Source organism: Burkholderia catarinensis (assembly GCF_001883705.2).
GTDB lineage: Bacteria > Pseudomonadota > Gammaproteobacteria > Burkholderiales > Burkholderiaceae > Burkholderia > Burkholderia catarinensis.
Window position 1 is genome coordinate 158,023 of record NZ_MDEQ02000008.1, and the last position, 12,888, is coordinate 170,910.

General features: G+C 64.0%; 14 protein-coding genes. 9 read left to right on the forward strand and 5 right to left on the reverse strand.

Translation table 11 applies throughout. The features are described 5' to 3' along the window. Positions 1-195: 195 nt before the first annotated feature. Entirely contained in the window at positions 196-1,311 is a 1,116-nt protein-coding gene (locus tag BFF94_RS15115; protein WP_128841721.1) for an extracellular catalytic domain type 1 short-chain-length polyhydroxyalkanoate depolymerase, read from the forward strand. 47 nt (positions 1,312-1,358) lie between these two features. Here BFF94_RS15115 and BFF94_RS15120 read toward each other — a convergent pair whose 3' ends face one another. The 4 genes from BFF94_RS15120 to BFF94_RS15135 form a co-directional block, all read right to left on the reverse strand. Next, a complete protein-coding gene (locus BFF94_RS15120) occupies positions 1,359-3,128 on the reverse strand; it encodes a histidine kinase (protein ID WP_128841716.1) in 1,770 nt (589 codons plus the stop codon). A gap of 84 nt (positions 3,129-3,212) precedes the next feature. Then, a complete protein-coding gene (gene nosR / locus BFF94_RS15125) occupies positions 3,213-4,625 on the reverse strand; it encodes a response regulator c-di-GMP phosphodiesterase, NosR family (protein ID WP_128841715.1) in 1,413 nt (470 codons plus the stop codon). Positions 4,626-4,763: 138 nt separating this feature from the next. Continuing rightward, on the reverse strand, positions 4,764-5,213 hold the full coding sequence (locus tag BFF94_RS15130) for a GNAT family N-acetyltransferase (RefSeq protein WP_128841714.1): 450 nt from the start codon (positions 5,211-5,213) through the stop codon (positions 4,764-4,766). A 100-nt stretch (positions 5,214-5,313) separates the two neighbouring features. Beyond that, positions 5,314-5,841, reverse strand: a complete 528-nt coding sequence (locus tag BFF94_RS15135) for a tetratricopeptide repeat protein (RefSeq protein ID WP_246637317.1) — start codon at positions 5,839-5,841, stop codon at positions 5,314-5,316. A 134-nt stretch (positions 5,842-5,975) separates the two neighbouring features. On the opposite strand from BFF94_RS15135, the gene BFF94_RS15140 reads away from it, so the two are divergent. From BFF94_RS15140 to BFF94_RS15160, 5 genes are all read left to right on the forward strand, one after another. Next, positions 5,976-7,175 (forward strand): DUF6136 family protein, encoded by a 1,200-nt coding sequence (locus BFF94_RS15140; RefSeq protein ID WP_128841712.1) that lies wholly within the window; start codon positions 5,976-5,978, stop codon positions 7,173-7,175. A gap of 11 nt (positions 7,176-7,186) precedes the next feature. Continuing rightward, positions 7,187-7,810: an ABC transporter ATP-binding protein gene (locus BFF94_RS15145; protein WP_128841711.1), complete on the forward strand. Its 624-nt coding sequence runs from the start codon at positions 7,187-7,189 to the stop codon at positions 7,808-7,810. A gap of 439 nt (positions 7,811-8,249) precedes the next feature. Then, positions 8,250-8,579, forward strand: coding sequence for a winged helix-turn-helix transcriptional regulator (locus tag BFF94_RS15150; protein WP_281426137.1), 330 nt, complete (start codon positions 8,250-8,252; stop codon positions 8,577-8,579). 195 nt (positions 8,580-8,774) lie between these two features. Next, positions 8,775-8,930: a hypothetical protein gene (locus tag BFF94_RS15155; RefSeq protein WP_164497715.1), complete on the forward strand. Its 156-nt coding sequence runs from the start codon at positions 8,775-8,777 to the stop codon at positions 8,928-8,930. A 127-nt stretch (positions 8,931-9,057) separates the two neighbouring features. Beyond that, complete coding sequence (locus BFF94_RS15160) at positions 9,058-9,294, forward strand: hypothetical protein (protein ID WP_246637319.1); 237 nt, start codon at positions 9,058-9,060, stop codon at positions 9,292-9,294. A gap of 143 nt (positions 9,295-9,437) precedes the next feature. On the opposite strand, the gene BFF94_RS15165 is transcribed toward BFF94_RS15160, so the two are convergent. Then, positions 9,438-9,815, reverse strand: a complete 378-nt coding sequence (locus BFF94_RS15165; protein WP_128841709.1) for a heavy metal-responsive transcriptional regulator — start codon at positions 9,813-9,815, stop codon at positions 9,438-9,440. 99 nt (positions 9,816-9,914) lie between these two features. Here BFF94_RS15165 and BFF94_RS15170 point away from each other — a divergent pair, with 99 nt between their 5' ends. From BFF94_RS15170 to pstS, 3 genes are all read left to right on the forward strand, one after another. Continuing rightward, positions 9,915-10,742: an SDR family NAD(P)-dependent oxidoreductase gene (locus BFF94_RS15170; protein WP_128841708.1), complete on the forward strand. Its 828-nt coding sequence runs from the start codon at positions 9,915-9,917 to the stop codon at positions 10,740-10,742. A 253-nt stretch (positions 10,743-10,995) separates the two neighbouring features. Continuing rightward, complete coding sequence (locus tag BFF94_RS15175; protein WP_128841707.1) at positions 10,996-11,262, forward strand: hypothetical protein; 267 nt, start codon at positions 10,996-10,998, stop codon at positions 11,260-11,262. 64 nt (positions 11,263-11,326) lie between these two features. Further along, the gene (gene pstS / locus BFF94_RS15180; protein WP_219139508.1) at positions 11,327-12,352 is read left to right on the forward strand and encodes a phosphate ABC transporter substrate-binding protein PstS; all 1,026 of its coding nucleotides are present in this window, start codon (positions 11,327-11,329) and stop codon (positions 12,350-12,352) included. The last annotated feature ends 536 nt before the right edge of the window (positions 12,353-12,888 follow it).

The following is a 12,888-nucleotide window of genomic DNA, read 5'->3' on the forward strand; positions in this document are numbered from 1 at the left end:
CCAATCGCGACCGTGCCGCAGGATGCCGCTTTCCACTGCATCCGGTCAGCCGAGCGCTCGCTCGCCGGCCATGCCCGACCGGCCCCGATGCGCATGTTTCCGGCAGCACGAACCTTGCTCTGCGCTCATTCGACTTTCACCCGACGGCGGATTCGGCTGCCGCTTCCTGCCACGACCGCCGGCACGAGACTGCATATGCCCAGGAAAAAATCCAGCATCTGGTTGCGGCATCTTGAGCTGTTTTCTGTCGCGACCGGCGCGCGCCCGAAGAAGCGGGCCGCCAGGCCGGGCCCAGCCACCAAGCGGACCACCAAACCGGCGATCAAACCGGCCGTCAAACCGGCCACCCACACACGGACCGCCAAACGCGCGAGCACCGCGCATGCCGCCCGCGCATCGTCGGACAACGCCCCCGGCACCTGGCTTCGCTCGTTTCATTCCGCCCGCCCGGGCGCCGGCCGCTTCGTGAACCATCTTGCGTACGCGCTGTATCTTCCGGCCGCGCCGGCGACGACCACGGGCATGCCCGTCCTCGTCATGCTGCACGGCTGCAAGCAGACCGCCGAATCGTTTGCCGCGGGCACGCGTATTTGCCGTCTCGCGGAACGATCGGGGTTTGCCGTGCTGTTTCCCGAGCAGGCCAAGACCGCTCATGCGCATCGCTGCTGGAACTGGCATGGCGACGCGACACAGTCCGAAGCGCCGGCGGTCGCGTCGCTGGTCGACGCGATCGCGCGGCAGTACGGGTTCGATCCCGACCGTATTTATCTGGCCGGCATTTCCGCCGGCGCCGGGCTGGCCACCGGGCTGGCGATACGGTATCCCGACCGCTTCGCGGCCGTCGGCCTGCACTCCGGGCCGGCCATCGCGCCGCCGCTGTCGACGATGGCGGCGATGAGCCTGATGCGTCGCGGCCTCCGCGACGACCCGGTCCGCGTGATCGACGAATGCGTCGATATCCCGGCTTATCCCGGCATGCCTGCACTCGTCGTGCATGGCGAACTCGATACGGTGGTGGCCGAACACAATGCGACGCAACTCGGCATCGAGTTCGCGCGGCTCAATCGGCTCATCGACGAACAGGGTGCAATACGCGTCGGCGAACAACGCACCTACGCCCGCGACGATGCGGACTACACCGACTATCTGAAGGGCGGACGACTCGTCGTCAGGGTCTGCATCGTTCGCCGGCTGCCGCACGCATGGAGCGGCGGCGATCCGCGCGAGCCGTTCCATTCCGCCACCGGACCGGACGCCAGCGCGATGTTCTGGCATTTCTTTCGCCGTCAGCGCCGCAAGCGGCCGCGATGACGCGCGAAACCTGCGACGGCCTGTTGCGGGCGGCCGCCGTCACGTCATCATGCCCGTTGTGCCAGCGCCGCCACGTTCGCGTTGCTGCCGGCCCGCCGGATCGGCAAACGCACGCAGAAAGTCGTGCCGCGCCCGGGCGTGCTCGTCACGTCGATTGCGCCGCGATGGCGCTCGACGATGCCATGCGACACCGACAATCCGAGCCCCGTTCCCTGCCCGACCGGCTTCGTGGTGAAGAACGGATCGAAGATCCGCCGGACGACGTCGGGCGTCATGCCCGCTCCGGTGTCGCTGATCGCGACCGACACCTGTTCGCCGTCGCTCGACGTGCGGATCGTGATCACGCCGCGCTCGGGAATCGCCTGCGCCGCGTTCACCAGCAGGTTCATGAATACCTGGTTCAACTGCGACGGCAGGCATTCGACCTGCGGCACGTCGCCGTAATCGCGCACGATTTCGGCCTTGTACTTGAGTTCGTTGTGGACGACGTTGAGCGTGCTCTCGAGGCCCGCGCGCAGATCGACCACGCTCCACTCGCCGCTGGCCGGACGCGAGAAATCGCGCAGGTCCTGCACGATGCGCCGCACGCGCTGCGCCCCCTCGATCGATTCGTCGATCAGCGTCGCGATCTCGCCGCGCACGTAGTCCAGGTCCGCCGCGCGGCCCACGGCCGTCAGCGCGTCGCGGGCGGCGGGTTCGAGCTGCGGCAGCGCGGCTTCATGCGCCGCGACCACGTCGAGCAGACTGCGCACCCACGTCTTCAGGGTATTGAGGTTCGCGCTGACGAACCCGATCGGATTGTTGATCTCGTGCGCGACACCCGCCGCGAGCTGACCGATCGACGCGAGCTTTTCCGACTGCAGCAACTGCTCGTGCGTTTCCTCGAGCGCCTGCAACAGCCGCCGCTGCTCCTCCTTCTCCTGTTCGAGCCGTGCCTGCGCGGCCTTGCGTTCATCGATCTCGGTCGCCATGTTCTCGCGCGTGCGCTGCAGCATCGCCGTCGTCTGTTCGTAGCGGTGCAACGCACGTTCGAGTTCCGCGGTTCGCGCCCGCACGCGCCGCTCCAGCGTGTCGGCCATTCCGCGCAGAAAGGTTGTGCGCGCATCGAAACGGCTCAACATCAGCGTGACGACCAGCGTCCCGACCGTAAACAGCGCGACCGTCGTCGCGAGCCACGGCGCGTCGACCCCGTTCGCGGCCCCGCACCGTGCGTCCGGCGCGAAATGCGCGGCCGCCATCGCCGTGTAGTGCATGCCGGTAATGGCGATGCCCATGATGACGGCCGCGCCGACGCGCTGTGCGGTCGCATGGCGCGCCTGCTGCGCGCGCAGCGCCTGCGCAATCCATAGCGCGGCAGTCGATGCGATCACCGCAATGCCGATCGATGCCGCGAACAGCGCGGCATCGTAGCGAATGCCGGGCTGCATGTGCATCGCGGCCATCCCCGCGTAATGCATGCCGGCGATGCCGCCGCCCATCAGCGCGCCGCCCACGCACAGTCGCCGCCAGCCCAGCCGCGCACGCGTGACGACGTTCAGCGCGAAATACGACACGAGCACGGCAATCGCGAGCGACGCGCCGGTATCCGGCAGGGCATAGCCGAGCGGGACCGGCAGCGAAAACGCGAGCATGCCGACGAAATGCATCGACCAGATCCCGGTTCCCATCGCGGCCGCGCCGCCGCCCAGCCATGCCCGCTTGAGCTTTGGATTGTCGAGCAGCGAAATGAACCCGGCCAGGTCGAGGGTCGTATAGGAGGCCAGCGTCGCGATCGCGAGCGACAGCAGGACGAGCGAGAGATTGTAGGTGCCGTGCATGATCGAGCGCCCGAATCAATGTGAGTGCGTTGCCGCGGTACGCGACCGATCGCGCACCGCGGCCGTCAGGCCGTTGTTTCGATGTCAGGCCGGCGGCGCGCCCGCGTTGGGCGCCTGCGTCGCCGCGGCCTGGCCGGCCAGCACGAGGATGTCGAACGGCGTCCCCTCCCGCGTCTCGAAGCGGCGCACGAGCTCGATCTGGTGCGCCGACATCACGCTGCCCTTGGTCATCAGCAGCACGCCGCGATGCGTGCGCAGATCGTCGGCGAGCTGCATCCCTTCGCGCAGCTGTGCGGACCGGACCTCCGCGACGGACGCCGCGATGCCGAGACTCGCCGGGTCCTGCATCAGTTCGGTCAGGCGGTCGACGATCCGCGGGTCGTAGCGCACGCCTGACTGCGAGCGCATCGCTTCGAGCGCCTGCTCGACCGAATGCGGCACGCCGATGTCGCCGTGGCGCAGCCCTTCGAAATCGCGCGCGATCGCCACGATCCGCGAGCCGAGCGGGATCGAATCGCCGGCAAGCCCGTCCGGCGTGCCGCGTCCGTTGAATCGTTCGTACTGGTGCAGCACGATCGACGCGACCTTGTGCAATTGCGCGACCGGCATCAGCACCATCTGCGCGCGCAGCGGATGCTGCTGGAACAGGCCGTGTTCTTCCGTCGTCATCCGCGCGAGCGGCTTGCGCAGCAATTCGTCCGGCAGCGACAACTTGCCGATGCCGTGCAGCAGCCCCGCGAAATAGACGTCCTGCGCGTGCAGCTCGCTCATCTCCGACGCCAGCGCGAGCCGGCGCGCAATCTCGCCGACCCGCATCGCGTGCCCGCCGGCGGCCCCGCAACGCAACTCGATCATGCTCGCGCACACCTGCACCATCGCCGTGAAGCTGCTTTTCAGGTCGCGTTGCGCCGCCTCGAGGAACATCACGGTCTGGCCGAGTTCCTCGGTGCGCGCGCGAACCTGCGTTTCGAGTTCCGTGTTGAAGCGGCGCAGCGCGTCGTTCTGCGCTTCCGTCAGCGCGGCCAGCCGGGCCGCTTCGCGCCGCAAACGCCGCTGCTCCAGCGCCTGCTCGATGGTCAGCAGCAGGTCCTGATCGTCCCACGGCTTGTTCAGATAGCGATACACGCCGCCGTCGTTGACGGCCTGTACGACCGACGCGATCTCCGCATAGCCGGTCAGCAGGATGCGCATCGTGTCCGGGTACAGTGCCCGAGCACGGGCGAGAAATTCCGCGCCGCTCATGCCCGGCATCCGCATGTCGGACACGATCAGGTCGACTTCGGTCGACGCCAGCACCTCGAGTGCAGCCTCGCCGCTGTCGGCGGTCCGGATGTCGTAGCCCGCCGGCCGGAACACGCGCCTGAGCGCCGACAGCACGCTCGGCTCGTCGTCCACCAGCAGGATCGACGGTACGCGATCCACATCGCCGGATGCCGCCACCGCCTCGGTCGTTTCAGGCGATACCGCATTCGCTCCGTTTGTTGCAGATGTCGTCATAATTGGCCTCGGATCTATTATTCACACCCTCTCTGCGACATCGGCTTGCGGCGCGCATTCCATATCCGTGAAAACACCGATGCGTTCGTCTGGATCTGCCGATCGAATGCAATGCCACGGCACGCGGCGGCGCGCGATCTACGCCGTGGCCGAACCCGGTTTGCGCACGTAGTAGATATCCCACTCCGCTTCGTCGGTCCGTACGAAGCCGTGCTGTTCGTAGAAGCGGTTCGAATCGCTGCCGCGCAGCGCGCCGACGCGAACGGGCACGCATTGCTCGTCGGCCCCGGAAAAAATCTCGCGCATCACGGCCGCGCCGATGCCCTTTCCCTGATGCTCGGGCACGATGTAAAGGTGGTCAAGCAGCCAGTGATCTTCGTGTGGCCGAACCACGTAAAAGCCCGCGCGCGCGCCATCGGCTTCGATGAAACGGCATAGCGCCGGGTCGAACGACGCGAGAAACCGCTCGCGCGCACGCTGCGGATCGAAACGGCCGATGCGCTCGAGGCTGTCGCGCATCGCGGCGATGCGGATGGCGACCAGCGTTTCGGCGTCGGACCGGGCAGCGAGGGGGAAGGTCAGGTTCATTGGCAGGTCGCGCTCATGCGGCAAAAAAAGCCCGGCATCGCGGCGCGGGCGTCGAATCCGCCCCGCGACGCCGGCCGAAGGGCGGAACGGACAGCGTTCGTCACGGCGTCTTGATCCCTTCCGCCCGCGTTGCCAGGAATCGCAGGTACTGGTCGTCCTCGTCCTCGAACAGCTCCGGCCCGCCGCCCATGTAGGCGCGCATCAGCTCGTCTGCCGCGCGGTCGAGATTGCCGAGCTCGAACTGGCACTGGCCGAGCCTCAGGTGCAGAAACGGGTTGCCGATCGCGTTCGGGAAATGCATCGCGTGACCGAAATTGTCGCGTCCGGCCGCGTAGTCCGCTTGATGGAAATTCGCGTCGCCGATGGCGGCCATCAACCAGGTTCCGGCCTCCCAACGGGTCTTGGGTTCGGGAAGCAGGTCGAATGCCTCCCGGTATTTCGCCAGCGCGCCTTCGTAGTCCTCGTCTTCCGCCAATGCATCGCCCGCCTCGCTCAGCGCGCCGATCCGCTCGTAGAGCACGTTGTCCAGTTCTGCCATGTCGAGTCCCTGTTCCGGAGTTGAAAGCGGCCCGGTGCGGCGAGTGGGTGCGATGCGATTGCGGGGGCGCCCGATGCATCGCTGTCGCATTCGATTCGTTCGCCGCGCCGGTATCGAGGCAGCATACCCGAGCGCGATGGGTCGTGCGCCTCGGAGGTTGTGGCGCGACGACCGACGTGGCAGGATGCCTGGTCTGTTTGCGCGGTCAAAGGGAGCCGGAAACGATGTTGTCTTGCCGATTGAGGTGGTACGCGCTCACGACGTCCAGCCTGCTGCGCAGGCATTGGCAGGCGCTGTTCCTGTCGGTCCTGCTCTTGCTGCCGGCGATGCCGGTGTTTTCGCAGACGCGGATTCTGGGTGCTCCGGTGCTCGAAGCACTGGCGCCATCGCATGGTGTCGAATGGCGGTTCGCCTGGGTGCATCTGCTCGAAGCCGTGGGCATGCTGTGGGTATTGGCGCAGCGTACCGCGATCACCGGTGGCCCGTTCGTGACCTTCCTCGCGTCTTTGCCTGTCCCCGACGGCCGCCGTCGCGCCGTCGACGCCATCGTCGTGATCATCGCGAGTACGCCGCTGCTGCTGCCCGTGCTTGCCGCCGCGGTCGCGCTGGCCTTTCTGCCGCAGAAGGCGGTCAACTATCTGTTCGTTCTCGATCTATTCCTGATTACGCTGGGATGGCAATTGACTGCGCTGTCGCGCAATACGCGCAACGCGATTGCGTTGCTTGTTGCCAATGTGTTCCTCGTCGGCGGCTTTCACGCCGAGGGGGCGTTACGTCCCGTGTTGCTGGCCGTGCCATTGTTGCTCGCGGCTTTCGCGATTGCGCATGCCGCACCGGCATCGGCCACGCGGTCGGGAACGACGGGCGCGTTCTCGCGTCGCGTCGCGCGTTCCGTACGCGCCGGTGTGCGGGATGGACTTTCGCCAGTGGCCAGGCTGCAAATCGGCATCGTGCGGGATCGTGCCGCAGGCACGCTTGGACGCTGCCTGATGATGGGCTCGGTCGGGGCCGCTACATGCTTCCTGCTCGGAATCTGGGGGTTCGATACACGTGCGGTTCCCCTGACGCTGATGACGCAGGCCGCCATTGCATTGATCGCGGCGACGACCTATTGCGATTTGCGAGCGACTCACCTTCGTGCGTCCCACTTCATGCAATCGCTGCCGATTGCGGCCTCTGCGAAGCGCCGAGCCGACTGGCTGACCGTTGTCGCGCTGGCGCTGCCGTTCGCATCCATCGCGCCGCTGTTGCTGGTGATCCACGGCGTTCTGTCATGGTGGACGGCGGCGGCACTCGTGAGCGCGGGGGCGCCACTCCTCGCATTGCTGTATCTGCCGCAACGCTACGCGTCCCGACAATCCGTGTTGCTTGGCATACTGTTGGCCGTGGTCTGGGTCACGTTCACCTGGCACATTTTTGTTTGATTAACCGATCCATGCTCCGATTCGAAAATCTCGGCAAACGCTACGACAAGCGCGTCATCTTCAAAGGGCTCAATTACGCATCCGGCGCCGGATGCGTGGCGCTGTGCGACGAAAACGGCAGTGGCAAATCCACCCTGCTCGGCATTCTTGCCGGCACGATCGACGCCGACGAAGGCGAGGTATGGCTCGACGGCCATTCGCTGCGTACCGCGCCGCTCGACGCGAAATCCTCGCTGGCGTACGTGCCCGACGATTGCATGACGTATCCATTCCAGACCGGTCGTGAGTTTCTCGACCTCGTCGCGTCTGCCAAAAAGACCCGCGTCGACACCCGCACGCTCGAACTGGCGGATCGATTCGGGCTCGCACCGCATCTGGAGAAGCGTTTCGAGCAGATGTCCCTCGGCACGCGCAAGAAACTGTTCCTGACGGCGACGACGCTCGGCGCGCCTGCCGTCGTGATCGCCGACGAACCGGGCAACGGGCTCGATGCCGCCGCGCGTGCCGTTCTTGTCGATCTGTTCAAGACGTTGGCCGTGGATCGCGCCGTCTTTTTTTCGAGTCACGATTTGGTGCTGGCGCGGGCCTGTGGGGCAAAGATGACCAGTTTTGCGGATCTTGGAACGCCGGGATGAGTGGCATCGTCACCTCCGGTCGAATGGAAAGATCCGGCGTGGCTGCGTTACATGCGGAAATGCGGAAGAGAAGCGCCAAGACCAATCGTGGCACGTGCGGCATCGCCGGCAACCAACGCTTTCGTACCGGTCACGTGAGCTCGCAACCCACTGTCGTACCGGCAAACGTCGCACCAATGATGCGGCAGTACCTGCGCGTTATCTGACAAGGCCGCGCCGGGACAGCTACGCTCGCCCTTTGGAGGGGCGGCCGTTACTGGCGGACACCAGTCTCATCTGAGTTACCGAAAAACTCCCTGTGCATCTTCGAGAAGGCAGTAGGAATCGGTCCGCTTTGTAGCCAGTCCAGAACTCCGCAGCAAGCGCGATCGAGCGTTTCAGCCGATACCGGTCGGACGACGCCCAGTCGGCAGGGCCCGTGCACTGCCCGGTGCGCGACGTGCTCGACTGCATCGGCGACAAATGGAGCATTCTTATGATCATGACCCTCGCGACGCGACCCCAGCGCTTCAGCGAGCTTCACCGCGCAATCCGCGACATCTCCAAGCGAATGCTCACCCAGACCCTCCGCGATTTGGAGCGCGACGGACTGATCACCCGCCAGGTCTTTCCGACCAAGCCGCCGAGCGTTGAATATGCCCTTTCCCCGCTGGGCCAATCCCTGCTGGACCCGATGGCGGCCCTCATCGATTGGGCCGACCGTCGCTATGCCGACATCCATGCCGCGCGCGTCCGCTTTGACGGCGCACCCGGTGATGTCGTGCGCTAGACGTCCGGCTTTCGCCACCAACAAGGTCGAATCGAAGTCCGCCTGGAGAAGCGCGAAAGCAGCCTTCGACCCCACCAACAATCGCTGCATGTTGCAAGGATTCCGTCCCCCAAGGCCTATGGCGTGCAGGAATTGAGAGCCCTTCCCCTCAGGCGACTAAAATGCAGTCATGGTGCGTTCCTCAAGGAGGCTGCCATGACTCAGTCAATGATCGGTTGGATAGTGGGCATTATTGTGGTTGCAGTTGTTGCAATCTCGCTGGCCCGCCGTTACCGGAGCGAACATCCGGGCGAGGGAATGACTCAGTGGTTGGATTCCCATCACATGGGGTGGATGCATCGCAAACATTGAGATCTGCGCGTAGTCGGAGAAAGCACTGCCTTGCCGAAATTTGCTGCAGGCGAATCTCGCAGGGATGAGCAAGCGTGCGCGGTCGGCTGCGGAAAGTCTCACCTCGGGTCTTGGCAAGGAAAGCACCGTGGACGACGAAGTGTGTAAAACGCTCACGCATGTGGCACGCCTTCGAGTGATGAAGACGATGTCCGGGCGCTATCGCGGAATCGTCCACCTGCACCGCATCGGGGAAGGGCCAGGCGCCTACCAGAAACACGATACCGACAGGGATTTCGCAACGGACATAGAAGCGCGTTACGCCGCTCGAGCACTCGCGCGCAAATTGTTCGAAGAGCAGACCCCGGACCACGAAAAGGCGTAAGGAATCGATTGAACCTGCCTGGGCTGCTGGGTCATCACGCACCGCCGATCGGCAGCGCGCCTGTCGACCGGTGGCGCGGCAGTCGCAAAAGCGGCCATTGACGCGCTTGCTTGAGGCGGCTTGTCGCTTTCACCAACAGCGCCTCACCACGCGATTTGTCCTTCGACACAATCGCTACCGACTTTGTCCAGCGCATTCAGCAGCCCTGCACGCAGCGTGGTCAGCGCGTGGCTCTTTTCGTCGAGTTCCGTGAGCTTCGCTTGCAGGCACGCGACCTTTTGCGCGACACCGAACGTCGGACTATCCCATACATGAATGACATCGCCGATTTCCGCGAGGGTGAAGCCCAACGCCTTCGCGTGGACGATCAGCCGTATCCGCTGTAACGAGCGTTCGGAATAGCGCTTGTACGTATTGGTCGCGTGAGGTTGTGTTGCCTTGTCCAGCAGCCCGATCCGCTCGTAGTAGCGCACGGTGTCGTGCGAAACGCCCGCTCGCCTGCATAGTTCGCCGATGCGCATGCCGCCTCCATTCAATGTCGTGGGCCGTCATTAAGGCTTGACCGTTGCCTTTAGTCAATGGTTTACAGTCCGACTCACCTTCCACTCCATCAGCGGGCTATGAGAAATCGTTTCGATTTTGTCGGAAAAACAGCACTTGTCACGGGTGCATCGTCGGGTATCGGGCGCGCGTTCGCCTATGCGTTGGCCGGACGTGGTGCGAAACTTCTGCTGGTCGCCCGCTCTCACGACAAGCTGCGCGATCTGACTGCAGAACTGCGACGCGACTATGTGTGTGACGCCGATTTCCTGACGGTCGACTTGCGCGCAACTGACGCCATCCACACGATCGGTCATCACCTGAAAGCTAGCGGCACGGTTGTCGATATCCTCGTCAACAATGCGGGCTTTGCGGCTTACGGGCGCTTCGAAACGATTCCATGGACGCGCCAACGCGATGAAGTGCTGGTGAACTGCATGGCCGCCATCGAGCTGACTCATCTGCTGCTGCCGGGGATGCAGGCGCGATCCGATGGTGCGGTCATCAACGTCGCGTCGACAGCCGCATTCCAACCCGATCCCTATATGGCCGTCTACGGCGCAACCAAGGCCTTTCTTTTGTCATTTTCAGAAGCCGTTTGGGCTGAGAACCGGCAACGCGGCATCCGGGTCGTCGCGCTATGTCCCGGCGCGACGCAAACCGCCTTTTTCGATGTCGTTGGCGCGAAGGAGGCGGCTGTCGGCACGCCGATGCCTGTCGAGAGTGTGGTGCAGGATGCATTGTGGGCGCTGGATCGCAACCGGAGCCATCGGATTGTCGGGACGCAGAACCGGCTGCTTGCCAATTTGCAAAGGCTGCTGAGTCGCGAGACGTCGGCACGCCTCGTTGAGAAAATTCTTCGGCCGAGAGACGTTCGGGACCCGGTGACAGGAGATGCCAACGCGTAGGGTGAGGCCACGGTCACGGTTGATATCCGCAGATCGTCTTCGGTGGATACGGCTTCAAACTGATCGCATTCAGTGAGCACCTCTTTTCCGCTGAAGACACGGCCCAACGCGACGGCGATCGAGCGTTGGCCTCCATAGCGGCAGGTGGCGATAACTGAACCTGGCGCATCGAGCAGTTGCATTCAGCTTGAGTTTTCAAAGCCAGATGCAATACTCCTATCACCCTTCGATGCGAGACCACCTACCGCGCACCATGACGGACTCCGCCACTTGTCTGACCTACCCGATCGTCGGCGACGATCTAAGCCTGTCGTTCTCTGCCTATGGCGCTGGCTGGGGGTACGTTGCAATCAAGCTCCCGGCGGACGTCATTCGAGAAAAGCTCGGTGCAGAGACTGCGGCACCCACGCAATTGCTCACTGCATTTGAAAGCAATCGCGAGAAGATCACTGTCGCGGTCAACCGACATGCCTTGCCGAAAGACGGCCGGCACATCCAACTCGACAAGTCAGACTTCTAGAGCGGAGCTAGCGTGCGGCCAACATGCCGACAGTAGACAGTAGACAGCAGACAGGAGGTGTTACATGAACATCCGGATCTTGGTTCCCTGCACCCTGGCTCTTGCTGCCATCGCGGCTCAAGCCGCCGATGTCACCGGCGCAGGCAGCACTTTTGCAGCACCGATTTACACGAAATGGGCAGATGCGTATAAGAAGGCGGGCGGCGGCAAGGTCAACTATCAGGGCATCGGTTCGTCGGGCGGCCTGAAGCAGATCAACGCGAAGACGGTCGATTTTGCCGGTTCGGACGCTCCGCTGAAGGATGACGAACTCGCGAAGGACGGCCTGTTCCAGTTCCCGACGGTGGTCGGCGGCGTGGTGCCGGTCGTCAACGTGCCGGGCGTGAAGCCGGGCGAGCTGACGCTGTCGGGCCCGGTGCTCGGCGACATCTACCTCGGCAAGATCAAGAAGTGGAACGATCCGGCGATCGCCGCGCTGAACCCGAAGGTCAAGCTGCCGGACACGGACATCGCCGTCGTCCGCCGCGCTGACGGCTCGGGCACGAGCTTCATCTGGACGAACTACCTGTCGAAGGTCAACGACGAGTGGAAGTCGAAGATCGGCGAAGGCACGGCGGTCAACTGGCCGACGGGCACGGGCGGCAAGGGCAACGACGGCGTCGCGGCCTTCGTGCAGCGTCTGCCGGGCGCAGTCGGCTACGTCGAGTGGGCGTACGCGAAGAAGAACAACATGATCTACACGGCCCTGAAGAACTCGACGGGCACGGTGGTCGAGCCGAAGACGGAAACGTTCAAGGCCGCTGCTGCCGGCGCGAACTGGTCGAAGTCGTTCTACCAGATCCTGACGAACCAGCCGGGCAAGGAAGCATGGCCGGTCGTCGGCGCGACGTTCGTGCTGCTGCACGCGAAGCAGGAGAAACCGGAACAAGCCAAGGAAACGCTGAAGTTCTTCGACTGGGCATTCCGCAACGGCAACCAGGCCGCTACGGATCTCGACTACATCTCGCTTCCAGATCCGGTTGTGTCCGAAATTCGCAAGCAATGGAAGGCGAAAATCAAGGATGCCTCCGGTAAAGAGATCGTGGACTGAGCGCGCCGGGTAGGACGCGATATCGACCGCATACGCCCGGCGGCGAAGTAGAAACGTCCCTTCGATAACCCGCACGAATGTCCGTTATGGCCATCAGCCAGCGGTCGTGACCGCTGGCAAATGACCGGGACGCGAACTGCCCGGTTGCACGCCAAGGCCGCTGGCAAACGCTGGCAGCCAAAGCAACTTTTTCCCGGTCACGTGAGCACCCAACCCACCGCAGCACCTGCCAACGTCACCCCAATGATGCAGCAGTACCTGCGCCTTCCCTGACAGGGCTCAGCGCACAAACCTACGCCAAGACCTACGCCACCCCGTTTCCGATAGACCGTTGCCGACCCTGAGCAGCCGTTGGTTGCCTCCACTCTCAATGTCCGTTTCCAGAGGCTACCCGCCAACGGAACCCAAAGGGTGCCACAGGGCCAAGTTGCCGACTCAGCGCTGGCGATACCTCTGCGAGATGTAACGTGCTGGCGACAGGCATCCGGCCGGAACGAGTCATGGCACTTACAGAATGCGTCCACGATGAAGCCGTG